This window comes from Chryseobacterium sp. T20 (assembly GCF_047345655.1).
Classification (GTDB): Bacteria; Bacteroidota; Bacteroidia; order Flavobacteriales; family Weeksellaceae; genus Chryseobacterium.
In genome coordinates, this window is sequence record NZ_JBLFDU010000007.1 from 206319 (window position 1) to 230297 (window position 23979).

General features: G+C 36.6%; 22 protein-coding genes. 15 read left to right on the forward strand and 7 right to left on the reverse strand.

Annotated elements, in window-relative coordinates:
- Positions 1 to 104: 104 nt before the first annotated feature.
- On the reverse strand, positions 105 to 1952 hold the full coding sequence (locus ACMA47_RS16850) for a chloride channel protein (RefSeq protein ID WP_413930704.1): 1848 nt from the start codon (positions 1950 to 1952) through the stop codon (positions 105 to 107).
- A gap of 173 nt (positions 1953 to 2125) precedes the next feature.
- Here ACMA47_RS16850 and ACMA47_RS16855 point away from each other — a divergent pair, with 173 nt between their 5' ends.
- The 6 genes from ACMA47_RS16855 to ACMA47_RS16880 all read left to right on the forward strand — a co-directional run bounded on the left by ACMA47_RS16855 (position 2126) and on the right by ACMA47_RS16880 (position 8704).
- Positions 2126 to 2815, forward strand: coding sequence for a response regulator transcription factor (locus ACMA47_RS16855; protein WP_413930705.1), 690 nt, complete (start codon positions 2126 to 2128; stop codon positions 2813 to 2815).
- A 23-nt stretch (positions 2816 to 2838) separates the two neighbouring features.
- Positions 2839 to 3195, forward strand: coding sequence for a four helix bundle protein (locus ACMA47_RS16860; RefSeq protein ID WP_413930706.1), 357 nt, complete (start codon positions 2839 to 2841; stop codon positions 3193 to 3195).
- Positions 3196 to 3250: 55 nt separating this feature from the next.
- Entirely contained in the window at positions 3251 to 4537 is a 1287-nt protein-coding gene (locus ACMA47_RS16865) for a sensor histidine kinase (protein WP_413930707.1), read from the forward strand.
- A 96-nt stretch (positions 4538 to 4633) separates the two neighbouring features.
- Entirely contained in the window at positions 4634 to 5389 is a 756-nt protein-coding gene (locus tag ACMA47_RS16870) for a hypothetical protein (protein WP_413930708.1), read from the forward strand.
- 51 nt (positions 5390 to 5440) lie between these two features.
- Positions 5441 to 7861: a TonB-dependent receptor domain-containing protein gene (locus ACMA47_RS16875; protein WP_413930709.1), complete on the forward strand. Its 2421-nt coding sequence runs from the start codon at positions 5441 to 5443 to the stop codon at positions 7859 to 7861.
- A 33-nt stretch (positions 7862 to 7894) separates the two neighbouring features.
- Positions 7895 to 8704 (forward strand): phosphatase PAP2 family protein, encoded by an 810-nt coding sequence (locus tag ACMA47_RS16880; RefSeq protein ID WP_413930710.1) that lies wholly within the window; start codon positions 7895 to 7897, stop codon positions 8702 to 8704.
- Between the two features lie 61 nt (positions 8705 to 8765).
- Here the strand turns inward: ACMA47_RS16880 and ACMA47_RS16885 are convergent, their stop codons facing one another.
- Entirely contained in the window at positions 8766 to 9569 is an 804-nt protein-coding gene (locus ACMA47_RS16885; protein ID WP_413930711.1) for an SDR family oxidoreductase, read from the reverse strand.
- A gap of 18 nt (positions 9570 to 9587) precedes the next feature.
- Positions 9588 to 11246, reverse strand: coding sequence for an FAD-binding dehydrogenase (locus ACMA47_RS16890; RefSeq protein ID WP_413930712.1), 1659 nt, complete (start codon positions 11244 to 11246; stop codon positions 9588 to 9590).
- Positions 11247 to 11398: 152 nt separating this feature from the next.
- Here ACMA47_RS16890 and ACMA47_RS16895 point away from each other — a divergent pair, with 152 nt between their 5' ends.
- From ACMA47_RS16895 to ACMA47_RS16915, 5 genes are all read left to right on the forward strand, one after another.
- Positions 11399 to 11827 (forward strand): rhodanese-like domain-containing protein, encoded by a 429-nt coding sequence (locus ACMA47_RS16895; protein ID WP_413930713.1) that lies wholly within the window; start codon positions 11399 to 11401, stop codon positions 11825 to 11827.
- A 1-nt stretch (position 11828) separates the two neighbouring features.
- On the forward strand, positions 11829 to 12332 hold the full coding sequence (locus ACMA47_RS16900; protein ID WP_413930714.1) for a TlpA family protein disulfide reductase: 504 nt from the start codon (positions 11829 to 11831) through the stop codon (positions 12330 to 12332).
- A gap of 356 nt (positions 12333 to 12688) precedes the next feature.
- The gene (locus ACMA47_RS16905; RefSeq protein WP_413930715.1) at positions 12689 to 13084 is read left to right on the forward strand and encodes a DoxX family protein; all 396 of its coding nucleotides are present in this window, start codon (positions 12689 to 12691) and stop codon (positions 13082 to 13084) included.
- Positions 13085 to 13233: 149 nt separating this feature from the next.
- Positions 13234 to 14307: a sensor histidine kinase gene (locus ACMA47_RS16910; protein WP_413930716.1), complete on the forward strand. Its 1074-nt coding sequence runs from the start codon at positions 13234 to 13236 to the stop codon at positions 14305 to 14307.
- Positions 14288 to 14989, forward strand: coding sequence for a LytR/AlgR family response regulator transcription factor (locus ACMA47_RS16915; RefSeq protein ID WP_413930717.1), 702 nt, complete (start codon positions 14288 to 14290; stop codon positions 14987 to 14989). The genes ACMA47_RS16910 and ACMA47_RS16915 overlap by 20 nt, the downstream gene beginning before the upstream one ends.
- Positions 14990 to 15180: 191 nt before the next feature.
- Here ACMA47_RS16915 and ACMA47_RS16920 read toward each other — a convergent pair whose 3' ends face one another.
- Positions 15181 to 15498 carry a DMT family transporter gene (locus ACMA47_RS16920; RefSeq protein ID WP_062669479.1) on the reverse strand — a complete coding sequence of 106 codons (318 nt, stop codon included), beginning with the start codon at positions 15496 to 15498 and terminating at the stop codon, positions 15181 to 15183.
- Positions 15499 to 15729: 231 nt separating this feature from the next.
- On the opposite strand from ACMA47_RS16920, the gene mug reads away from it, so the two are divergent.
- On the forward strand, positions 15730 to 16233 hold the full coding sequence (gene mug, locus ACMA47_RS16925; protein ID WP_413930718.1) for a G/U mismatch-specific DNA glycosylase: 504 nt from the start codon (positions 15730 to 15732) through the stop codon (positions 16231 to 16233).
- Positions 16234 to 16236: 3 nt separating this feature from the next.
- Here mug and ACMA47_RS16930 read toward each other — a convergent pair whose 3' ends face one another.
- Positions 16237 to 16842, reverse strand: a complete 606-nt coding sequence (locus ACMA47_RS16930; RefSeq protein WP_413930719.1) for a DNA-3-methyladenine glycosylase — start codon at positions 16840 to 16842, stop codon at positions 16237 to 16239.
- Positions 16843 to 17250: 408 nt separating this feature from the next.
- Between ACMA47_RS16930 and ACMA47_RS16935 the strand changes: the two genes are divergently transcribed.
- Positions 17251 to 18180 (forward strand): hypothetical protein, encoded by a 930-nt coding sequence (locus ACMA47_RS16935; RefSeq protein WP_413930720.1) that lies wholly within the window; start codon positions 17251 to 17253, stop codon positions 18178 to 18180.
- A 17-nt stretch (positions 18181 to 18197) separates the two neighbouring features.
- On the forward strand, positions 18198 to 19178 hold the full coding sequence (locus ACMA47_RS16940) for a hypothetical protein (RefSeq protein WP_413930721.1): 981 nt from the start codon (positions 18198 to 18200) through the stop codon (positions 19176 to 19178).
- A gap of 74 nt (positions 19179 to 19252) precedes the next feature.
- Here the strand turns inward: ACMA47_RS16940 and ACMA47_RS16945 are convergent, their stop codons facing one another.
- The gene (locus ACMA47_RS16945) at positions 19253 to 21424 is read right to left on the reverse strand and encodes a S9 family peptidase (RefSeq protein WP_413930722.1); all 2172 of its coding nucleotides are present in this window, start codon (positions 21422 to 21424) and stop codon (positions 19253 to 19255) included.
- A gap of 20 nt (positions 21425 to 21444) precedes the next feature.
- Positions 21445 to 22833, reverse strand: coding sequence for an aminopeptidase P family protein (locus ACMA47_RS16950; protein ID WP_413930723.1), 1389 nt, complete (start codon positions 22831 to 22833; stop codon positions 21445 to 21447).
- A gap of 187 nt (positions 22834 to 23020) precedes the next feature.
- Between ACMA47_RS16950 and ACMA47_RS16955 the strand changes: the two genes are divergently transcribed.
- Positions 23021 to 23905, forward strand: a complete 885-nt coding sequence (locus tag ACMA47_RS16955; RefSeq protein ID WP_413930724.1) for an AraC family transcriptional regulator — start codon at positions 23021 to 23023, stop codon at positions 23903 to 23905.
- The last annotated feature ends 74 nt before the right edge of the window (positions 23906 to 23979 follow it).

Sequence of the window (23979 nt, forward strand, 5' to 3'; positions counted from 1 at the left end):
TTCTTCGACGATGTTAACCACCCCGGCAAAAATTCAAAGAATTTTTGCCACCCCTCCGGAGAAGGGGAATTTAGGTTTTCGGTTGTTATATTCTGTTATTACTATTAATCGGAATATTCCTTCAAAAGCTGTCTGTAGCTCATCAGTATTGAAGATTTTGAAATAAACCCGATAAAATCATTATTATCACTCACTACCGGAAGATTCCATACTCCTGTATCATCAAACGTCTGAAGAATGTCCAATGGTTTATTATCCCGATGAAGGATTGCCGGCGGAGCTTTCATGATCTGGGTAACAGTCTGAGAGGTTTCCATTTCTTTATTAAAAAGATAAGGTCTGATATCATCTAAAGTAAGAACTCCTTTCAATTTTCTGGCTTCATCCACAACAGCAAAAATATTTTTATCGCCATTCTTTACCATTTCAAACAGTTCTGTGACAGAAGCACTTTCATTAATTGTCTGCGAATATTTATCAATAAAATCTTCGGTTCTTAAAGCAAAAAGAAGGTTTTTGTCATGTTTATTTGTGAATATTTTTCCTTCATCTGCCAATGATTTCAGTTCAGGAGAAATCGGGGAGAACCATTTTGCAATGAGATAGGATATGATAGAAACAATCATCAGAGGAATAAACAAATCATATCCGAAACTTGATTCTGCGATCAGAAATATAGCGGTAAGCGGAGCATACAGAACTCCACTCATAGCACCAGCCATTCCTACGAGGACAAGATTAGTCATCGGAACATCTGTAAAACCAATATGCTGACAAACCAATGCAAATAAATAGCCTAAAGTTCCTCCGGCAAAAAGGGAAGGCGCAAAATTACCACCATTTCCACCGCTGAATATGGTAAATGAAGTGGCAAATGCTTTTAGAAGCAATACCAGAACTAAAAATATAATAATGGTCCAGTCTCCGATCTCAAAATATCTGAAAAAACTGTTTTCAATAATAGAGTAGGTATTTCCATTGGTAAAAGCCTTTACTGTTTCATAACCTTCCCCAAACAGCGGTGGAAAAAGAACGCATAACAGAGAAAGTACAGCGCCTCCAAACATTGCTTTACGCATTCTCGAAAGCTGTAGGCCTTTTATAAAATGTTCTACTTTCTGAGAAATAATCACAAAATAACGGGCATACAATCCCGTAACAATTCCTAAAATAAGATAATACGGAACATTTTTATAGTTGAAAGGATCTCTGGTGTAAAATCTGAAAAGAACATCTTCCTGAAGCAAAATCCTCGACAAAAGACTTCCGCACACCGCAGCAACGACCAAAGGAATAAAATCTGTGAAAACCACTCCGGTTAAAAGAATTTCAAAGGCAAACATAATCCCGGCAATAGGAGCATTGAAAGCAGATGCAATCCCGGCAGTAGCTCCTGCAGCCAGCAATAAAGTACGTTCTTTATAGCTCAGTCTGTACGTTTGGGCATAGTTTGAACCAATAGCAGCTCCGGTAACGGCAATAGGACTTTCCAATCCGGCAGAACCTCCTAATCCTACGGTAACAGCACTTTGTATCACCTGAGAATACATTTTAACGGAAGCTACAATACTGGAATTCTGTGCAATTTCGTATAAAATAGCACCAATTCCTTTACGATCCTGACCTTTGAACAAAGTCAAAACAATCATCGTCGTCAGAACAATTCCTAAAAAAGGAAAAACAATATAGAATAAAATTTGGTATTCAAAATGAACTTTATTGGTAATGAAATTATGAATATTGTGTACCAGCGTTTTCAGGATAACTCCCGCCAGGCCAGCCGTACAGCCTACCAAAATTCCGGAAAGAACAAGAAACTGGTTTCTGCTCAGTCTGTTGTTCAGCCAATGCAGAATAAGTTCATAACTGCGTGCTTTTTCTAGTCCGTATTTTTGGAAATCTCTTTTAAATTTAAGGAAGCTCAGGTACTTTTTTTTGTTGTGAATTTTCACCTTGGAAATATTTTACACTATCATCAGATTGATACAGTTCTGTAAATTTATGAAATATATCACAAAAAACCTCCTTTTAAGTCTTTACACTTGTTCTATAGATTCTATTTTTGTAATTTATGTTTTAATTTAAAATTCAAAATTTCTTCTAAATTTGGTCATAGTTTTATCACATGAAAATTCTCATCATTGAAGACGAAGCCGCACTTGCTCAAAGTATTTCCGAATATCTGTCCGGAGAAAACTACCTCTGTGAAACGGTCAGTACCTTCGGTGAAGCGATGAATAAAATAGAAGCATTCGACTATGATTGTATTTTACTGGACATTATGCTGCCGGACGGAAATGGTCTTACCATTTTGGAAGAATTAAAAAAACAACAGAAACAGGACGGAGTAATTATTATTTCCGCCAAAAACGCTCTTGATGATAAAATTGAAGGACTAAAGCTGGGTGCTGATGATTACCTTACTAAGCCTTTTCATCTTTCTGAGCTTATGGCCAGAGTATATTCTATTATCCGTCGGAAACAGTTCAGCAGTTCGAATGTGGTAAAACAGAATGAACTTCAAATCGATTTATTGGCCAAGACTGTGGCCGTAAACGATGAAGTAATTTCGCTGACAAAAAAAGAATTTGATCTCCTCATTTATTTTATCGGCAATAAAAATAAAGTCATTTCCAAAAGTACTCTGGCAGAACATCTTTCCGGAGACTTTGCCGATATGCTTGACAATCATGATTTTGTCTATGCGCATGTAAAGAATCTCAAGAAAAAGCTCTATGACGCAGGATGCGGGCATTATCTTAAAACAGTGTATGGAACCGGATATAAGTGGGAAAGCTTTAATAATTATGAATGATGAGTTATAAATGATGAATTGTTATGAGTGAAAAAAGAAATGTGCTGAAAGATAAAAGTTTTAGTTTTGCAATAAGGATTATTAATCTTTATAAATATCTTTCTACTGCTAAAAGTGAATATATTCTGAGTAAACAGTTATTAAGAAGTGGAACGGCAGTTGGAGCTTTAGTAAGAGAAGCACAAAATGCTGAAAGTAAAGCGGATTTTGTTCATAAACTGGCTGTTGCTCAAAAAGAATGTGATGAATCTATTTACTGGATTGAGCTTTTATTTAACACTGATTATTTATCATCCACTGAATATGAAAGCATCAATAATGAAGCCACAGAAATATTAAAAATAATCCGAAGTATCATCATTACAACAAAAAATAAATAACAGAAGTAATATAAATTCACAACTCATAATTTATAATTCATAATTCATCATTACTGTGAAGCCTCTACTCACCAAAACCACCAAACCCTTTCTTATCTACGTACTTATTGTACTGATGATCAGTATTCCTGTGTATTATTTTGTGGTGGATACAATCTGGAAAAGTGAGCTTGATGAGCATAATCAGATTATTGTAGAGAAAACGGCTTATGAATTCAATCAGCTGCAGCTTTCTGAAGAATCTCTGAACAAAAGTCTTGAATTATGGAATCATATTCAGCCTGAAACCAATATTGAAAGAATTTCTCCCAGTCAGGTAAAGCGGGACAGTGTTTATACTTACGAAAAACATCTGCCATTCATTTCGGAACAGAAAAAAGAGCGTTACAGATGTCTTGAAAAGGTAATTTATCTTCACAATAAACCTTATCTGTTTACTATACAGACCAATATTGAGGAGTCTCATGAAACCATAGCAGTTATTGCCATGATTACCATCTTTTTTTTCGTGGTGATTGTGGTTGGGCTTTTATATCTTAACAGAAGGCTTTCTTCATCTGTCTGGAAACCGTTCAGAAGTACACTGGATCAGCTGAAGACTTTCAACCTTAACAGCCAGAATACGATAGAATTCCCGGCTTCTGATACTGCTGAATTTGAAGAACTCAATCAGTCTCTTTACAAGCTTATTGAACGTAATGTCTCTGCTTACAAAACCCAGAAAGAGTTCACTGAAAATGCTTCCCACGAACTGCAGACTCCGCTGGCCATTATTAAAAACAAACTGGATCTTTTGCTTCAGGATCAGAATCTTACCGAAAAGCAATACCGCATTGCTGAAGATATAAACAGGGCGCTCACAAGAAGCTCCCGCATCAATAAAAACCTCTTGCTTCTTGCCAAAATTGATAATAACCAGTTTGACAGTTCAGAAATTATTTCGTTTGGTCATTTGCTTCATCAAAGCATTGATATTCTCAGAGAACATTTTGAGCAAAAAAATATTTCAGTTACAGAAAACATCTCAAATGAGGTACAGGTAAGCGGAAATAATATTCTGGCAGAAATATTAATCAACAATCTTTTAATCAATGCCATTCGCCATACGGCTGTAGGAGGCAGTATTTCCGTACAGCTTACCCATTCTGTTTTTGAAGTTTCCAATTCAGGGACTGAGAAACTGAATACGGATTTCTTATTCAAAAGATTTTCAAAACTTTCAACGGATAACAGCGGAAGCGGGCTGGGCTTGTCTATTATTCAGGAAATCTGCAGATTTCATCAGTGGACTATCAACTACAGGTTTGAGAATCAACACCATATTTTCTCTGTTAAATTATAGTTAAAGATATTCCCTTTTCCAGTAATTCTAAATTTCTTCTAAATCGGGTTGCACCTTTGTATTGAAAACATACTGAGGTATAAATTTTATTTAGAAATGAGAACAGTAAACAAAGTTGCAGCCGTAACCCTTCTATTCTGGCTGATGAAAATTGTAGCCACCACATTAGGAGAGACTTTGGGTGATTTTATTTCTATGACGCTTCATCTGGGCTATGTAGTAGGTATTCTGGTTACCCTGTTATTCTTTATCATCATTTTATCCGTGCAGCTTGGTGTGAAAAAATATATACCAGCCGTCTATTGGATGGTGATTATAGGAACAACCACTTTAGGAACGGAAATCTCTGACTGCATCGACAGAACACTGAAAACCGGATATCTGACTGGCAGTTTAATTTTACTTTCAGGTCTTTTATTTTCTTTGTTTCTGTGGTATAAGAAGTATGGTAACCTTGAAGTTTATCCGATTTTTGAAAGAAATAAAGAATTATACTACTGGACTGCCATTTTATTTTCCAACAGTCTGGGAACTGCTTTTGGAGATTTTCTGAGTGATAATTTAGGACTCGGTTATATGACCGGAGCGCTGATTACAGGACTCATTATCTTTATTGTGGTAGTACTTCATTATGCCACAAAGATCAATCATGTGTTGCTGTTCTGGATTGCTTTTGTTTTCACCAGACCATTTGGCGCTACTTTCGGAGATCTTTTGACCAAACCTTTAGCGAAAGGAGGACTGGATCTGGGAACTTTTAATGCTTCTCTGATATCTCTTGCTCTGATGGTATTGATGATCGTCATTTCACAAAGAAAACACAGCCGGGAATTACCCCTTCAAAATGAATAATCCAACACCTCTTATAACAAAAAATATTTTAAAGAAAATAAAACTAGAAGAATGAATAAGACAGCTCTGATATTTTTTCCAGCCTGTATAGTGGCTTCTTCCCTTGTTTCTGCACAGACAGCTTCTGTGACGGCTTCAGGAAGGATTACCGGCCAAGACAAGGCAGCATTACCATATGCTCATATTATTTTAAAAAAGGAAAAAGACAGCACTTTTACAGCAGGAACAATTACCAATGAAGAAGGAAGATTTTCTCTTACCGGAATAAAACCGGATCATTATCTTCTGGAAACCTCACTCACAGGATATCATACGCAGGTACAGCCCGTTTTTATAGGAAGTCTTTCTGAGTTTCTGGAAATTCCTGCCATTGAACTGACTGCGCAGCAAGAAACGGAAACCAAAATAGAAGCCATTACCATTACAGCTTCCAAAAAGAATGAAATAGACAGTCGTCTGGATAAGAAAACCTATTCTGTGGCCGATAACATCAGCCATAGCGGTGGTTCCGTATTACAAAGCATGCAGAATCTTCCCGGAATTACCGTACAGGATGGCAAAGTGCAGCTTAGAGGTAATGATAAAGTAACCGTTCTGATTGATGGCAAACAGACAGCTCTTACAGGTTTTGGAAGTCAGACCGGACTGGATAATATCCCTGCTTCTGCAATTGATAAAATTGAAATCATCAACAATCCTTCCTCAAAATATGATGCGAACGGAAATGCCGGAATCATCAATATTATCATGAAAAAAAATAAACAGAACGGATGGAACGGAAAAGCAGGCTTCACTACAGGACTAGGTTCACTATGGGTAAGAAAGGAAAATCTTCCCATGATAAGACCTCAATACACGCTGACTCCAAAGATTAATCCCTCTTTGTCTCTCAATTACAGGAAAAATAAGGTTAATATATTTTTACAGGCGGATAATCTTTATACGGAAACCCTTAACAAGAATGAATTTGTCACCCGTACTTATGATGACGGAACAATTATTAATTCCCAGCTGAAAAGGAACAGAAATACCAATTTCTTCACCACTAAAGCAGGAATAGACTGGAATATTGATGCTCAGAATACCTTAACCATTTCAGGAATGTATGGAAGTGAAAAAATTATCGACAGAGGAGATCAGCCGTTTTTCAATGGAGATAGGTCTCAGCGTCTGCGGTTATGGCAGTTTCTGGAGGATGAACTGAAAACAACCGTGATGGGAACAGCTTCTTATCAACATAAATTCAAAGAAGCCGGGCATGTGCTGAATGTAGGGTTCAATTATACGTTCCATAGGGAGGATGAAAAATATTTCTATGACAATTATCTGCCATCTTCTACCGGAACTGATGCTTTTAAGCTATTATCTGATGAACAGGTGTATGACTTCAATGTAGATTATGTAAAACCATTGAAATACGGACGAATAGAAACAGGAATTAAGCTGAGAAACAGAAGCATTCCTACCAATATGAATTTTATTCCGGGAGCGAACTCTGTGTTGGATGTTTCTGCCGGTGGGAAGGCAGATTATAAAGAATTTATTCCTGCCGTGTATGGAAATTATGTTTTTGAAAATGAAAAATGGGAAGCAGAATTGGGACTTAGATTAGAATATGTGAAAATTCAGTATGATGTAAATCCTAACCATCCTACGTATAAAAGTGACGGATACAATTACACTCAGCCATTCCCGAATTTCAGGCTTGCCTATAAGCTTGATGACCGTAATAAGTTCTCAGTTTTTTATAACAGAAGGGTAGACCGTCCGAATGAAGTGGATATCAGAATATTTCCAAAATATGATGATGCAGAAATCATTAAGGTAGGAAATCCGGCATTACGTCCTCAGTTTACAAATTCCATTGAACTTGGATATAAACACAATTGGGATAGCGGATATTTATATTCTGCATTGTATCACCGTTTTGCCAATGGAACGATCTCCAGAATTTCCAGTATTGTTCCCGGTAGCACCCTTATTTATGCCATCTTCCAAAATGCAGGAAAGAGCTATAATACAGGGCTTGAAACAATTTGGAACCAAAAAGTATCGGATATTTATTCCCTGAATGTCAATGGAAATATATACCGTAATCAGATTGATGCATTTACTGTACAGAATCTGTATCCTCAGCCTAATACATTCTCTGCAGATCAGCAAACCGCTATTTCAGGAAATGTTAAGATGAATAACATTTTTCATTTCTCAAAAGGGTTGGATATGCAGTTTACCCTGGTGTATCTCGCTCCGGATATTATTCCTCAGGGAAGAATACAATCAAGATTCTCAGTGGATGCAGGAGTGAAAAAAGCCATTCAGAAAGGGAAGGGGGAACTCTTTTTCAACGCTTCGGATCTGCTTAATACAATGGTGATCAAGAAGTCTGTACAAGGTGAAGGATTTGCCTATACCAGCAATGATTACTACGAAACCCAGGTGGTTCGTTTGGGATACAGCTATAAATTTTAATACAGAATCGGATAATTTTAAATATGATTTAAAATGAAAAAACAGTTTCAAAAAACATGGATGTATGTAATGATTTTGAGTTCACTTTTAAGCAGAATCAATGCACAGAGTGTCAATGATACAATTAAGGCTCAAAAGCCTGTACAGGATAGCATTAGAACGACGGAAATTCAAAAAAACACCCTGAATTATAAAAGTTTGATCATTCCTGCTGCATTTATTACCTACGGAGTAGCAGGTCTTTCCATCAAGAATCTGAAGCAGCTTAATCTATCCACTAAGGTTGAAATCAACGAACATCAGCCTAAACAGATACAACTGAATAATTATACCCAATATGCTCCTGCAGTAATGGTATACGGACTTAATGCGATGGGGATAAAAGGAAAACATAATCTGAGAGACCGTACTATCATCTACGCATCTTCACAACTCATTGCAGCTGCTTTTACCATGCCATTAAAGTATCTGGTAAAAGAGGAAAGGCCGGACGGATCGAATACTTTATCTTTTCCTTCAGGGCATGCTGCTACAGCGTTTTCTTCAGCACAGTTTATGTTCCGGGAATATAAAGACACCAATTTCTGGCTCAGTATCTCCGGATATCCGTTTGCAATTTTCACCGGAGTTTACAGAATGCTGAATGATAAACACTGGCTGGGAGATGTCATAGCAGGAGCCGGATTCGGGATTCTTTCTACAGAGCTGGCGTATTGGCTGTTTCCAAAAATTGATAATTTATTACGAGGAAAAAATAAAGTTAAAACTTCGCTTTCATCTACTATGGTAATGCCTTTCTATCAGAATAAAATTGTGGGAATTGGTTTGGTAAAAACCTTTTAAAACAAATTCTTCATTATATTTATTAAAAGCATCATTTCCTCTTGAATGGTGCTTTTTTTCTTTACACCACTTTAGCTTTACGGATTATTTTGGCTAATACATTGGGAAAGAATCTCTTCAGATAAACGGCCATAACTTCTTTACCACCTATTGCTTGTTGTCTTTTCTGTTTTTCAATGGCAGAAAGCATCTTTTTTGCGAAAATATCAACAGGCATTCCATTCTTTGTGGCATCATCCATTGTCCCTTGTAATGAGCCGTCTCCGGTAACAGCATTAATAGAAATGTCTGTCTGTATAAAACCCGGACAAATGATCGTGACCTTAATATTCTTGGTGAATAATTCTGCTCTCAAGGCATCAAAAAAACCATGTAAAGCATGCTTCGCACCTGCATATCCACTTCGCATAGGAGCACCGAAAATTCCCATTAAACTGGACACAACAGCAATCTGTCCTCCTTTATTTCGGATCATATAAGGCAAAACAGCCTTTGTAAGAGCTACGGTTCCGATATAATCAATATCGATAAGCTGTTTATCTACTTCAATATCGGTTTCCATGGCTAATGACCGTTGTGACAATCCTGCATTATTAATCAGAATATCAATCTTGCCAAATTGTTCCGATGCTTTTGCTGCAATGGAGGGCATTTCTTTATAATTTTTAAGATCTAAAGGGATCACCGCATATCGGTCTCTGCTCAAACCAGCTTTCTCAGCAACGGAATGAAGCTGTTCTTCTTTTCTGGAGGAAAGGATAATTTTGGCGTTACTGTTTCTGGTAAGTTCTTTTACCAAAGCTTCACCAATGCCTGATGATGCTCCGGTAATCCAAATGACTTTATGATCGAAATAATTACTCATATTCATTAGTATTTAATTTTAAAGTCTGGCAATGTATTGTCCGGCTTTCATTCCTGAAAAGATACAACCTCCCAAAAATGTTCCTTCCAGGGCTCTGTAACCGTGCATTCCGCCACCGCCAAAGCCGGCAGCTTCTCCGGCAGCGTACAATCCTTCAATAACACTGTCATCCTCTCTCAATACCTGACCATCCAGATTGGTTTTTATTCCGCCCAACGTTTTGCGGGTTAAAATATTAAGACGTACAGCAATCAAAGGTCCGTTTTCAGGATCTAAGATCTTATGAGGAGCAGCAACTCTTCCCAATTTATCACCTAAATAATTTCGGGTATTTCTGATATAATTAACCTGAGTGTCTTTTGAAAACTTATTGTCTAACTCTCTGTCTCTGGCTTCAATCTGTGATTTTATATTTTCATATTTCAACAGGGTGTTTCCTGCCAGTTCATTCATCCTTTTAACTAAGTCTTTCAGATTATCTGACACAATAAAGTCTTTTCCGTGCTCTTTAAAAGCTTCTACAGGTCCGGGTGCTTTTTTACCAAAAATCCTTTTCAGAAAAAGAGCATAATCTTTATTCGTAATATCCGGATTTTGCTCTGAGCCAGAAAGGGCAAATTCTTTTTTGATAATTTTCTGTGTAAGGATAAACCACGAATAAGAAAACCCTGTTTCCTGAATATACTGTAAAGTCCCCAGCGTATCAAATCCCGGAAGAAAAGGAGCGGGGAGACGTTCACCTTTAGCATCAAACCATAGCGATGATGGTCCCGGCAATATACGGATTCCGTGCTTTGGCCAGATGGGATTCCAGTTTTGTAAGCCTTCCGTGTAGTGCCACATTCTGTCCGGATTGATGATATGAGCACCTGCATTTTCTGCAATGCCTATCATTTTGCCATCCACATAGGCTGGAACACCACAAACCATATTTTCAGGCGCTTTTCCAAGTCTTTCCGGCCAGTTTTTTCTTACTAATTCATGATTGGCACCAATTCCTCCGGAAGCGATGATGATATTTGGAGCTGAATATTCAAATGTAGAGATAACGGTTCTGTTGGTTGCAGCACCTCTTTCCTGGTTATCATTTTCCAGAATATCTCCTTTAAGACCTTTTATTTTATCGTTTTCAGTAATAATTTCAGTTACCCGATGTCTGAATTTCATCTGAAGCAGTCCTTTTTGCTGAGCTTTGTAAGCTTTTTCAACAAAAGGTTTTATCACCCCAGTTCCTGTTCCCCAGCTCACATGAAAGCGGGGTACGGAATTTCCATGACCCGTTGCCGATCCATCACCGCGTTCTGCCCAGCCTACCATAAACATCAGCTTGATTCCCAGTCTGGAAATGTATTCGTATTTTTCACCAGCAGCAAATTTCAGGTAAGCTTCAGCCCATTGCCGCGGCCAATAGTCTTCCGGACGGTCAAAAGCAGCAGTTCCTTTCCAGTCCTGCAGTGCCAGCTCATAAGAATCTTTAATTCCCATTCTTCTTTGTTGCGGAGAATTGATCAGAAATAACCCACCGAATGACCAGAATGCCTGTCCACCAATATTCTGTTCTGTTTCCTGATCCAAAAGCAAAACTTTCTTTCCGGCATTGGTTATTTCCATGGCAGCAGTAAGCCCTGCCAGTCCGGTTCCGATGATGATTGCATCAGGCTGGAATCCTTCTTCCATTGTTAAGAGTGTTTTTTATTCAACAATACTTCACATAAATGTATAAAATTATTTGTTAAAGGTTTTAAAATTAAAAATATTAATAAGTCTATTAGAAACCATACAGTCCTGTACTCTGAACTTTTCAACTTATCTTTGTGAAAAATAGAAGAATGAAGTATTTGTTTATCATTGCATGTTTTGTCTGTTCGGTTTTCAGCCAGGCACAGCAAAAACAAGATCCATGGAAAGACAGCCAGCTGATGGATCCGGCGTTACTGGCTTCCAGAATTGAAAAGAATACAACAAAAGATCTGGTGATTATTTCAGTTGGTCCTGAAGCTATTATTAAAGGTTCTGTTGATATTGGCCCAACGCATGAACCTGAAAATCTGGAAAAACTGAGAAATTATCTTAAAAATATTCCGAAGAACAGAGAAATTGTGATTTACTGCGGATGCTGTCCTTTCGTAAAATGCCCCAATATTCGTCCTGCCTTTGCTTTGCTGATGGAAATGGGCTTCAAAAATGCGAAGCTTTTAAATCTTCCGAAAAATATCAAAACAGACTGGCTTGATAAAGATTATCCTACAAATGATTAATATGAAGAATGGTTTTAAACTACTATTTTTAATACTGTTTTCGGGCTATATGAATGCTCAAAACAAAATAGAAATAGGGAAGAAGGCGCCTGAAATTACCATGACCAAAGCGGATGGAACTTCATTTTCTCTTTCCGCATTGAAAGGAAAACTGGTTCTGATTGATTTCTGGGCAACATGGTGCGCTCCATGTGTAGAGGAACAGCCTCAGTTGAAAACGATGTATGATACCTACTCAGAACAGATAAAAAATAATCAGTTTGAAATAGTAGGTATTTCTTTAGACAAGAATAAAGAAAGCTGGCAGAAAGCAATTGACAGATTTCAGATCAACTGGATACAGATCAGTGATTTAAAATTCTGGAAAAGCCCTGTAGCAAAGCTTTATGAAGTAGATGAACTGCCTTTTAATGTCATTATTGACGGGCAGGGAGCTATTTTAGCTAAAAACCTTCATGGCAAAGAACTGGAAGATTTTATTAAGAAAAGTCTGACACAGAATTGAGAAAGATAATTTTCTGGATATAATATAAAAGAGTGGTCAATTATTTTGCCACTCTTTTTTAATTGAAAAAGATAGAAGTATTTGTGTATTAGAATCTTGTCATAATCATTTAAAATATCTGTGAAGACGGGTTAATGATTATGAGGGAACTCATCATTGTATCTGGGCGTAAAGATAATAAATTTCAGTAATTAAATCACTTAATATTGAAATATGTTATAAAATTAATATCTCATTAAAATACGGTTCACCAATAAAAGTTATGGCTACCATGAAACTAAAACTTTTATATTGATTTCAGAGTTGTTGATATACAGAATATTGAGTCCTTGTTTTTGTATACTAATTTTGTTTCTATGAAAAAGAGTTTCTACCTCCGTTTTGCGCTTTCAGTGGTCTTGCTGATGCATAGTGTGATTTCTATTTTCAGTGGGGATGTGAATGATTTTGGACAGATCTATCTGAATGGATTAGGTTTCAATCCTGTAGGAATTTATATAGCATGGGCAGTAAAACTGACCCATCTTTTATCGGTACCATTGATTTGGATAGACCGATTCATCAAACCGGTAGCAGTTGGTAATATGATCATCTTTATTTTCGGAATTTATTATGTTCACTGGCAGAATGGATGGTTTGTGGTAGGTGGCGGAACTAATGGTATTGAATTCAATGTCCTGCTGATCTTCTGTTTTTTTAATCTCATGTACCCCGAAGTTTCACTGAATTTTATGAGTAAAAAGAAGAGGTAACCTTACAAAATCATTTGTTTTTTCATAGTCCTTTATTATCATGCCATCATCAATACTGATAGTTGGTAGATGGTAACCTTCATTTAATAGACTTATTTTTTATATTTGAGTGAACAAATAGTACTTTGTACTTTTAAATTATAATAATCTTGAAATCAGACAGTCAATCTAAGTGGAGGATTCATTTGCTTTTTTGGATATTGTATTATATTCTGGAAGTTTACCTTGACTTTTACTGGTCCAGATATCAGTTTCCGGATTTCAAATGGACAGTAAGGCTTCAGAATACACTTATGCTGGAGCTCGGGTATTTTTTTGTAAAAATTCCATTAGCGTATGCTTTGCTGTATGTATACGAAAAGGTTGATCTTAAACTTGCTTTTAAGTATATTTTCTGTATTTTCATTGTGATAACAGCAGTTTTTGGTCACCGGTTTTTAACCCATTATATTATTTATCCTGAGATCTATGACGTTACAGAGACATTGGATGGAAAGCATACTTCAGGATTTATCAATGGTTATGTGGCTTTTAATTCTTTTATGGATCTGATTTTTATGGTAGGTCTTATTTTCGGGGTTGAAATTACCCGGCAGAAAAACCAGCTGAAAGATCAGATTTCTCAGTTGAAATCAGAAAAACTGGATCAGGAACTTACCATGCTGAAGGCACAGATCAATCCTCATTTTCTTTTCAATACGCTTAATAACATTTACGGAATGGCCCTGAAAAAAGCAGATGAAACTCCGGATGTTATTCTGCAGCTTTCCAAAGTAATGCGGTATAATATTTATGAAGCTGCAGAAAAAACTATTTCTGTAGCCAAGGATATTGAGAATATTAAAGATTTCATTCAGATTCAGAAGATTCGTTACCGTCAGCTTACCGTGAGTTTTACAGAAGATATTGATCATCCTTCTCAGGAAATTTCGCCTCTGATATTGATACAGTTTGTAGAAAATGCCTTTAAACATGGTGTTTCCGAAAGCCTGGGAGAAGCGTTCATTACCGTAGATATCCGATTAAAAACCGGAATTCTTACTTATTTCATTGAAAACTCCAAACAGCAACAACCCCATGAGCATTCCACAAAAATAGGACTGAAAAATATTCGCAGACAGCTTGAACTGCTTTATCCCAATCATACGCTTTCTGTAGAAGATAAGAATAACCGCTATAGTGTAACTTTAACCATTGATTTCCATGATCCAACCAGCTACTAAAAGATACAACTGTATTATTGTAGAAGATGAACCTATTGCTGCTGATATCCTGGAAAATTTCATTTCCAGAGATCCTGAACTGAATCTCGTAGGAAAATGTGCCGATGCAGTATATGCCAGCAGTCTTTTAAGTATTCATGATGTTGATTTAATGTTTCTTGATCTCCATCTTCCGGTAATAAAAGGCTTTGATTTTCTCAGAAATGTAAAAAATCCTCCTTTTGTGATTGTTACAACCGCTTATCATCAGTATGCGGTAGAAGGCTATGAGCTAGATATTGTGGATTATCTGATGAAGCCCATCCCTTATGAGCGTTTTTTGACTGCTATTGGAAAATTCAAGCATTTAATGGAAGCAGAAGATGCTTTACTCGAAGTTTCTGAACGTGATTTTATTTTCATGAACAGTGGTAAAAAGAAGGTTAAAATTATTCTCCAGGATATTTTTTATATTGAAAGTTTAAGAGAATACATTCATATTCATACAAAGACTGAGACTTTCACTTTTAAAATGCCCATTAGTAAAATAGAAGAGATTCTTGATTCTAAAATGTTTGCCCGCATTCATAAATCCTATATCATATCACGATCAAAAATAGAGGTGAAATCTGCCAATATTATTCAGATCAATGGAAAACAACTTCCCGTGGGGAGAACTTATAAGCCATTGATAGAGCTTTAGGAGTAGGATTGAAGCCTTGTTTAAAACCACCCCGTCAAAAATTCTTTGAATTTTCGCTACCCCTCCAGAGGAAGGGAATTTTAAGTCTTTCAATTTAAAGGGTGGCAAATATAGATGAAGATAGTTTATTATTTGAATGTTGAATAATGCTTTGGCTTAAGATATCTAATCATCTTAAGCCAATTTTTTGTTTAAAATAATTTAAGACCAATAATCCCTACAACAATCAGTAATGCAGACAATAATCTTAAGATACTGGCTGAATCCTGAAAAAAGAGAATTCCCACCAATAGAGTTCCTACTGCACCAATTCCTGTCCAGACTGCATATGCCGTTCCTATGGGAATACTTTTTTGAGCATACCAAAGAAATCCACCACTGACAGTCATACATAGAATCGAAAAAATGATCCAGCTCCATTTATTATTTTCCGGCTGTTGAGACAGTTTAAGCCCTAATGGCCATCCGATTTCAAAAATTCCTGCGATAATTAATGCAATCCAGTTCATACTATTTTTGTTTAATGATATTGTGAATGAAAATCTATTAAAGAAAATTCATTGCTTTTACGATACAAAATTATCATTATCCATTTATATTCAACCCTATAAACTATGTGATCCGGCAAAAAACAGAGATAGAATGTATTTTACCGAAGATGAAACGTTTCATATAATAAAATGGAATTTGAATAACACAAATAGTGATATCTTTATACCACGAAGTAACTTAATATCATTATGCTGACAGACATTATTTCAACTCATCTCAACGTTATTTTTTGTGGAATCAATCCTGGTTTAAAATCATCCAATGATGGTCACCATTTTTCAGGAAGGAGTAATCGTTTTTGGAAAGTACTGCATCAGTCAGGGTTTACACCGTATGAAATAGAAGCGGTGAATGATACTTCTCTTCTGGATTTTAGATACGGACTGACGACAGCTGTGGCTAGAGCGACCTCCCGTGCAGATGAACTTTCAAAGGAGGAATTTGATGAATCTCTTGAAAGCTTTAAACTGAAAATAACAAAGTACCAACCGAAATATGTTGCTTTTCTCGGTAAAGCAGCTTACAAGGCATTTTCTAAGAAAAAAGAAATTCTTTGGGGAGAACAGCCAGAAAATTTTTGTGAGGCAAAAGTATGGGTTTTACCCAATACAAGTGGTCTGAACCGGGGTTTCTCCCTTGACAGTCTGGTGATGCACTATAAAGAGTTTTATCATTCGGTTTATAAATCCTGATATTTATACTTTATTGGGTTTGCTCACATATTTATTTCCTTTCACAAAAAAACGCCAGGGCAAAAGCGCATCTTCCTGTGCATAGGCAACACCTATACGAGGACCTGTAATGATTTCGGCCTGAGAATACGAAATACCATGATCTTCAATCCAGATTTCATGTCCGCTCAGATCTTTTTGGTTAAATGAACGATCAATTCCCAACGCTTTGGCAGCTGATCCCGGACCTGAGGAGATGGCCGGTTTAGAAGCCGGCATATTTCTCCGCTCTTCCATGATTTCTTTACCGATTAAAGGCTCAACCGCTCTTACCAGAACAGCATGAGGATCGTTTTCCACTGAAGTTACAACATTGAAAAGGTGATGGATTCCATAGCAAAGATAGACATAAGATACACCACCATGATTGTATAAAGTTTCTGTTCGGTCAGTACGTCTGCCTCCATACGCATGGGAAGCTTTATCCTTAACGCCAAAGTAGGCTTCTGTTTCTACAATGATTCCGGCTGTTGCTTCACCATTGATTTCTGTAAAAAGTACTTTTCCCAAAAGATCCTGAGCCAGAAAAAGAACATCTTGATTGGAATAATAGGAGAGTGGTAGTTTCAAATCCGTGATATTAGAATTATCAATTCAAAAATAATGATAATTTATCTTAAATGAAATTCGGGAAGATGAGTTTCTTTTTATAAATAATAAATAGGTACAGCGTAGTAATTTTTCAATACTATTCTGTTTTTAATATTTATACTGTTAAAAGATGAGTATTCGGTACATAATATGGATGTTAATAATTTTTAAAGCTCTCGTTTTCAGGATCTAAATAAAAATAAAACAGTTATTAAATTAAATAAAACAAATCTATTTTGACGTAGCAATGAAATAATTAAATCATTGAAAATGAATGTGTTAATTTGATATGTGAAATTTATGCTGTATGCGTGATGTATTTATGTTGTATATATTTATTTGATATATTTTGATTTTTGATGCAGATTTGCCATCAAATAACACACAATGAAAAAAATATTATTACAGACTTTTGTGCTTACTTTTGCATTAAGCCATTCCCAGGTAGGCATTAATCAGCCATCCCCATCTGCATCACTGGATATCGTTTCAAAAGGCAATACCAATAGTACAAAAGCATTAGAAATAAACAATTCCACAGGAACGGAAATGATGACTGTTCTTGATAATGGAAATGTGGGAATAAATGCACCTATCCCTACTGCAAAACTACATACCAAAGGAAGTATCCGTTATGAAAATCTTCCCCAATTAGCATCCGGTGTAACCCCTATTGCAGTAGATGCCAATGGATATGTAGGTACCTATGTACCTGCTGTACTTTATTCATACATTACTATCGACAACTCTCAGACTACTTCAGCATTTTCTCTTTACAATAATAGTATTTTCTACAGTTTGCCTTTTCAGGCTACCGGCATTGCCAGTAATTCACTCAATGTAACATTGGGCACCGATACATCTGCAACGCTTAACAGAACCTCCGGAGGAAGTAATCCGGCAACCAATGTAATTTACATTACCATTCCTGATCCTGGTGTATATAAACTAAATTTAAAGTATTCTATTAATTGTACTGGTGCTATATCCGGCAGTAATGGTGGAACCAATTTTATAGGTGCTGTCAGCAGTATTTATCTGGCATCTGCAGGAAGTACTACTTATAACGAACAGACCAGTATACGCTCCAATATATTTCCTCTACGTGACAATACAGGTAATGTAAGCAGCCCAGGGCAATATGATTATCCCTCACAAAATAGTATGTTTTCTATTATAGCAACTGCAACAGCCAATCAGAAACTTGCTCTATTTACTAACTGGGGAACAGGTGATCAGTTCAACACAAACGCATGTTCTCTTTCAGGGGCTGCTGGTTTGGAAAAAAAAGCAACATTTATTATTTCTAAGTTATAACTGCAAATAAAACGGTAATGAACAAAATATTCTTTATACCATTTGCATTTGTTTCCTTCTTTTTATTTGCTCAAAGCAGCAATATAGGATTCAATACCGCTACGCCGACTGCCACTCTTGATATTGTATCTAAAAGCAATACCAGTGCAACGAAAGCTCTGGAAATTAATTCTTCTTCTTCAGAACTTATAAAAGTAATTAATACAGGAAATGTGGGAATTAATATAGGTACCTCCACGCCCACAGCCTTATTACATGTAAACTCTGCCGGAGTACTCAATATAAGGCATGAAAATTTACCTGGACTTTCATCACCGGCTTATACTCTTCCCTTCAATAAATTAGGAGTGGATGCCTCTGGAAATAGTGTAATAATGCCAGTCACTGTTAAATATTTGTATTATCAGCAACTTTCCAACTATCCTTCCACCTATTCGTTTGCTACCAATACAGGCGGATTTTCGCTATATGACCCTAATCAATATATCAATATTCCTATTATTAATGATGCCGGACTAAAAGGCAATAGCGCAGGCTTTACTTTTGGTACAGATGCTTCAGCAACAGTGAATGGACAGTCAGTAAGTAATGTCAAATATATTGTCATTCCTGAGCCTGGTGTATATTCTTTTGAAGCCTGGGGATCAATCCGTTGCAACAGATATAATAACACACAAAATTATAGTTTCTCCGGACAGATCAATATAAATACCGTTTTTGCCACAGCATCCGGCAGTACTTATACTTCTAATACTTTTTCAAGAGGAATTATTAACGCAAGCAGAGATAATTCTGGAGATACAACAAATGTATCTTATGCATTTTCAAATGCTCAGATCTTAATGCATACATTACAAACAACAGTACCCAATCAAAAAGTGGCACTTTTCTTTCAATATGTAAGTGGTGAACCCAATCAGTTAACCCACAATGAGTGTCTTCTCAATATACCCACTGGTGGTGACACAAGCTACTATATCATCATTACTAAATCGTAGTATAAAATACCGGATTTAATAACAAGTACTCTTTAAATACAAAAACCTGCAATAATGCAGGTCTTTGTATTTTTTTATCTTGCTCCCGGAGGGCAGTGTTCTTTTAAATACTTGGTAAACATAGTTGTCAGATGGAGTGATGTTCCTTCACCTTCATTAATAGCGTGGCTACGGTTAGGATAAGACATCAGCTGAAACTGTTTGTTATATTTTACCAGTTCATTGATGTATACTTCAGTATTCTGGTAGTGTACATTGTCATCACCTGTTCCATGAACCAGCAGAAGGTTTCCTTTTAAGTTTTTAGCATAAGACAACGGTGAACCCTTCACAAAATCTTCTCTGTTTTCCTGAGGAAGTCCCATATAACGTTCCTGATAGATATTGTCATAGAATAACTGATTGGCAACCGGAGCAATAGCAATACCGGTCTGGTAAATATCAGGATATTGCCCTAAAAGGTTCAGGGTAGAAGAGCCTCCACCGCTCCAGCCCCATACGGCAACTCTTGAAGTATCGATATAAGGCCATTTTGCAAATAAAGCTTTTGCTCCCATTGCCTGATCGCGGATATTCATCTGACCTATTTTACGATAGACTGATTTTCTCCATTCACGTCCTCTCGGAGAAGGCGTTCCACGATTTTCAAGAGAAACATATAAATAACCGTCTTCAGCCATATCTCCGGCATATAACCAATTCCAGCCGGTATAAAAATCATCTGTTACTGTTTGCATAGCAGGTTCTCCATACACTGTAAAGACAATCGGGTATTTTTTATTAGGATCAAAATTTTTAGGTTTTACTACCCATCCATCCAATGTAGCACCGTCCTCTGTCGTAATCTGGAAAAATTCAGCTTTAGATTTCGCAGGATCTGCTTTTGCGGTCCTGTTGGCTGCAACCAATTCTTTGTGTTCCGGAAGCGATATCACGGCATTTGCGGAAAATGCATTGATACTGTTATTCGTAAACATGGCAATTTTCCCATTAGGTGATATTGTATAAGTATTAGAACCCGTATAGGATTCAGGGGTTACTTTTTGGGCTTTTCCTCCTTTCATACTTACTTTGTACAGGTATTTCTGAGTGGCATTATTTGGGGAGGCTAAAAAGTAAATCTGATTGTTCTTAACATCAAAGAATTCAGGTTTTATAACATCGTAAGCATCTTTTGTAATCAATGTTTCCTTACCGTTCATATCTATTTTATAAATATGTCTCCATCCGTCTTTTTCAGAAAGCCATAAAAATTCTTTACCATTATCAATCCAGTCCCAACCCTTTGGATCGTTGTCATTCCATCGGGATTTTATATCAATCCATGCCGCATCGGTTTCTGTATGAATCGTCTTACTGCTTCCGGAATTAGCATCTGCTACGATAATTTTACTCTGGTTCTGTTTTCTGTTCAGTTGCTGCAGAATAATGGATTTAGAATCCAGCACCCATTCCATTCTTGGGATATAGTTTTGCATTTCATCTCCTGCAATATCAGCTTTCTTTGAAGATTTGGAGGCCAGATCATAAAACCAGATACTGCATCCGGAAGGATTTTCTCCCACCTTTGGATATTCTACCGGAACGGTAAAAGAATACAGACTGTCTGTATTATTGATCATCAGGAAGTTTTTCGTACCACGGGCATCCAGCTTCCAGTAAGCAATTTTACTTCCGTCCGGAGACCATCTGAAACCATCCTGAGTTCCGAATTCCTCTTCATATACCCAGTCAAAAGTTCCGTTGATCATTCCGTCTGTACCATCTCTAGTGATCTTAGTCTGCTGATTGTTGGAAAGATCTTCAACATAAATATTATGCTTAGATACATAAGCGACTTTTTTGCCATCCGGAGAATACTTTGCAAACATCAGTGATGAAGCAGGTAATCCTTTTCCCAGTTGGGTAAGCTTTTTGGTATTTTTGTCGTAAATCCAGTAATCTCCACGGGTATTATCTCTCCATACTTTCTTTGTATTGGCAAAAAGCAATAAACTTTTATCATCAGGAGATACCTGAAAACTCTGTACCTGTAAGGCTTCTGAACTTCCGGCAGGAATCAGTTCACTACTGTTTAAAAGCGTCTGATCTTTTCCGGGATGCAATAGATCAACAATTTCCACCCCTTTTTTAGTAAATGAATAATAAGCGTTGCCATCTGGAGTCCATTGTGTTTTCTGTGCCGCCAATGGTGACAGGCACAGGAAATACAATGCAATAGCTGTTAGTTTTTTTATATTCTTCATAGATCGTATTTGAATTAAGCTTAATGTTCAGCTCTGTAATTTTCAATTTCTTCCACAGTTTTGATCAATCCGTTACCTAAAAGTCTGTATCCGTTGTCTGTGATCAGGAAATCATCTTCCACACGGATTCCTCCGAAATTCCGGTATTCATTTACTTTATCATAATTAATAAAGTCTGCGTTTTTATTTTCGGCCTGCCACATGTCAATCAGTTCCGGAATCATATAAATACCTGGTTCAACAGTTACTACAAAACCGGATTCCAAAGCTTTTCCTAAACGTAAAGATTTCAGTCCGAAAGTTTTAGTGTCTTTCGGTTCTTCTTCTGTATAACCGATATATTGTTCTCCAAGGTCTTCCATATCATGTACGTCAAGTCCCATCATATGCCCGAGTCCACACTGAAAGAATAGGGTATGAGCATGATTCTTTACAGCATCTTCAGGGTTTCCTTTCATCAATCCAAGATCGATAAGTCCTTCTACCAGATGCTGTGCTGCTTTGAGGTGAATATCTTTAAATCGTATTCCTGGTTTCAGAAGGTTTTGAGCTTGATTAAAAGCATTCAGAACCACTTCATACATTTCCTTTTGTTTCGTTGTAAAAGTCTTACCTACAGGAAAGGTTCTGGTAAGATCGCCCGCATATCCCATTGCAGTTTCTGCTCCGGAATCATTCAGGAAAAGATCGCCTTCTTTCATGGTATTAAGACGATAATGATTATGCAGAATACCTCCGTTGATCGTCACAATAGGAGGATAAGACATCTGACATTCTTTGTTGGCTGCAAGATACTGGATCGCGTTGGCAATTTCATATTCTTTCATTCCCGGCTTCGTTGCGCGCATGGCCAGCAAATGCATTTCATTGGATACATTCACGGCCTGTTCTATCTGTACAATTTCCTGAGATTCTTTGATGGAACGCTGTTTTACAATGGCTTTAATCATTTCCACAGAGGGTTGCAGTTCCGCAATTTTAATCCCAAGAAGGTCTCCCAGTACAATTTTATTGGAAGACTGATAAGGTGGAAGATAATGTACTTTTCTTCCTGAAGCCTTTGCTTTTACAATATATTGAGAAAGCTCTGCATAAGGTAAAGTTTCCTGTATTCCGGACTTCAGACTTTTTTCTTTCAAGGTTTCCTGCCTGCCCATCCATACAATATCATCGATACTTAGTTCATCTCCGAAAACAATGGTCTTATTTTCATCAATATCAATAATAGCTGCAATTCGGGGTTCCTGAATTCCGAAATAGTATAAATAGGTACTGTCCTGACGGAAATAATAAGGATTATGTTCAAAGTTCACAGGATTCTCTATATTTCCCAGAAATAATAAGATTCCGTTAGACACAGTTCTTTGTAATACTGACCTTCTGTCTTGATAAGTTTGTGCTGAAAACATATATTATGAATACTTTTTATTTTAAAAGTTTAAAGTTACGATTTTGTACTATTTATAGTACTTTATTCATTAAAAATAAGAATATGTAAAATTTGGATTTTAATATGATATTTAATGTTCATATTTTGCTTAACTTCAGCAATATTTTAACCTTGCTAATCTAATAACCCGGTAAAGCATTTATATTATGATGAAGAGTCTCCAGTTTTCTGTTCCTGCCGATACCAACAAAAGTATCCGCATTCAGGAAGATATAATGCCTAATTTCTATCCTTATTTCCATCGCCATACAGAAACACAGATCATGTGGATTCTTAAAGGACATGGCACATTGGCCATAGAACAGAATCTCTTTAATTTTGAAGCAGGGGATATTTTCTATCTGGGAGCCAATCAATCCCATGTATTCAGGGGCAATTTTGAGAAAAATGAAAAACAGAAGGTTCATGCCATCTCTATTTTCTTTGATCCTCATAAAAAGATTGCTGCATTTTTCGATTTACCTGAATTTGAAGAGCTTAAAAACTTTATCAATCATTCAGAAGTAGGCTTCCAGGTGGCAGCCAAGCTTAAAAAAAGTATCGCAGAAGATATTGCTGCCCTGCAAAAAACAAAAGGAGTAGATCAGATTATTGATTTTATCAGGATTTTAAATCATCTTATGCAAAACAGGCATTTGCATATTCCGTTATCTTCAGAAAAGAATCTGCCTAATCCTATTTCTGATACGGATCAAAGAATTATAGATGCACAGACTTTTATCAAGAAAAATTTTGCCCAACATAAACTAACCCTTGACCTTATTGCCAAAGAAGCCTGTATGACACCTCAGGCTTTTTGCCGGTCTTTTAAAAAACGTACCCGCATTACGTATATCGAATACCTCAATGAACTTCGTGTACAACGCGCCTGCAGACTATTAACTGCCAGTAATATGTACAGTATTTCATCTGTTGCATTTAACAGTGGATTCAATAGCCTTACCAATTTTAACAGGGTTTTCAAATCCATTATGAAATATTCTCCTAAAGAATACCTGAAGCATTATAAAGAGGCTACCATAGAGCAATAAAAAAACAACATGTTAAAATACGGTGAGAACCTATTAAAATATTAACATTTACTGTTTTGAAATTCTGTTAGTTT

What these genes read in the sequence shown, in the direction of transcription:
- ACMA47_RS16940 (WP_413930721.1), top strand. Translation starts at nt 18,198, where the DNA reads ATGAACAAAATATTCTTTATACCATTTGCATTTGTTTCCTTCTTTTTA.
- ACMA47_RS16915 (WP_413930717.1), top strand. Translation starts at nt 14,288, where the DNA reads ATGATCCAACCAGCTACTAAAAGATACAACTGTATTATTGTAGAAGAT.
- ACMA47_RS16950 (WP_413930723.1), bottom strand. Translation starts at nt 22,833, where the DNA reads ATGTTTTCAGCACAAACTTATCAAGACAGAAGGTCAGTATTACAAAGA.
- ACMA47_RS16870 (WP_413930708.1), top strand. Translation starts at nt 4,634, where the DNA reads ATGAGAACAGTAAACAAAGTTGCAGCCGTAACCCTTCTATTCTGGCTG.
- mug (WP_413930718.1), top strand. Translation starts at nt 15,730, where the DNA reads ATGCTGACAGACATTATTTCAACTCATCTCAACGTTATTTTTTGTGGA.
- ACMA47_RS16860 (WP_413930706.1), top strand. Translation starts at nt 2,839, where the DNA reads ATGAGTGAAAAAAGAAATGTGCTGAAAGATAAAAGTTTTAGTTTTGCA.
- ACMA47_RS16855 (WP_413930705.1), top strand. Translation starts at nt 2,126, where the DNA reads ATGAAAATTCTCATCATTGAAGACGAAGCCGCACTTGCTCAAAGTATT.
- ACMA47_RS16955 (WP_413930724.1), top strand. Translation starts at nt 23,021, where the DNA reads ATGATGAAGAGTCTCCAGTTTTCTGTTCCTGCCGATACCAACAAAAGT.
- ACMA47_RS16920 (WP_062669479.1), bottom strand. Translation starts at nt 15,498, where the DNA reads ATGAACTGGATTGCATTAATTATCGCAGGAATTTTTGAAATCGGATGG.
- ACMA47_RS16935 (WP_413930720.1), top strand. Translation starts at nt 17,251, where the DNA reads ATGAAAAAAATATTATTACAGACTTTTGTGCTTACTTTTGCATTAAGC.
- ACMA47_RS16945 (WP_413930722.1), bottom strand. Translation starts at nt 21,424, where the DNA reads ATGAAGAATATAAAAAAACTAACAGCTATTGCATTGTATTTCCTGTGC.
- ACMA47_RS16875 (WP_413930709.1), top strand. Translation starts at nt 5,441, where the DNA reads ATGAATAAGACAGCTCTGATATTTTTTCCAGCCTGTATAGTGGCTTCT.
- ACMA47_RS16900 (WP_413930714.1), top strand. Translation starts at nt 11,829, where the DNA reads ATGAAGAATGGTTTTAAACTACTATTTTTAATACTGTTTTCGGGCTAT.
- ACMA47_RS16895 (WP_413930713.1), top strand. Translation starts at nt 11,399, where the DNA reads ATGAAGTATTTGTTTATCATTGCATGTTTTGTCTGTTCGGTTTTCAGC.
- ACMA47_RS16880 (WP_413930710.1), top strand. Translation starts at nt 7,895, where the DNA reads ATGAAAAAACAGTTTCAAAAAACATGGATGTATGTAATGATTTTGAGT.
- ACMA47_RS16905 (WP_413930715.1), top strand. Translation starts at nt 12,689, where the DNA reads ATGAAAAAGAGTTTCTACCTCCGTTTTGCGCTTTCAGTGGTCTTGCTG.
- ACMA47_RS16890 (WP_413930712.1), bottom strand. Translation starts at nt 11,246, where the DNA reads ATGGAAGAAGGATTCCAGCCTGATGCAATCATCATCGGAACCGGACTG.
- ACMA47_RS16885 (WP_413930711.1), bottom strand. Translation starts at nt 9,569, where the DNA reads ATGAGTAATTATTTCGATCATAAAGTCATTTGGATTACCGGAGCATCA.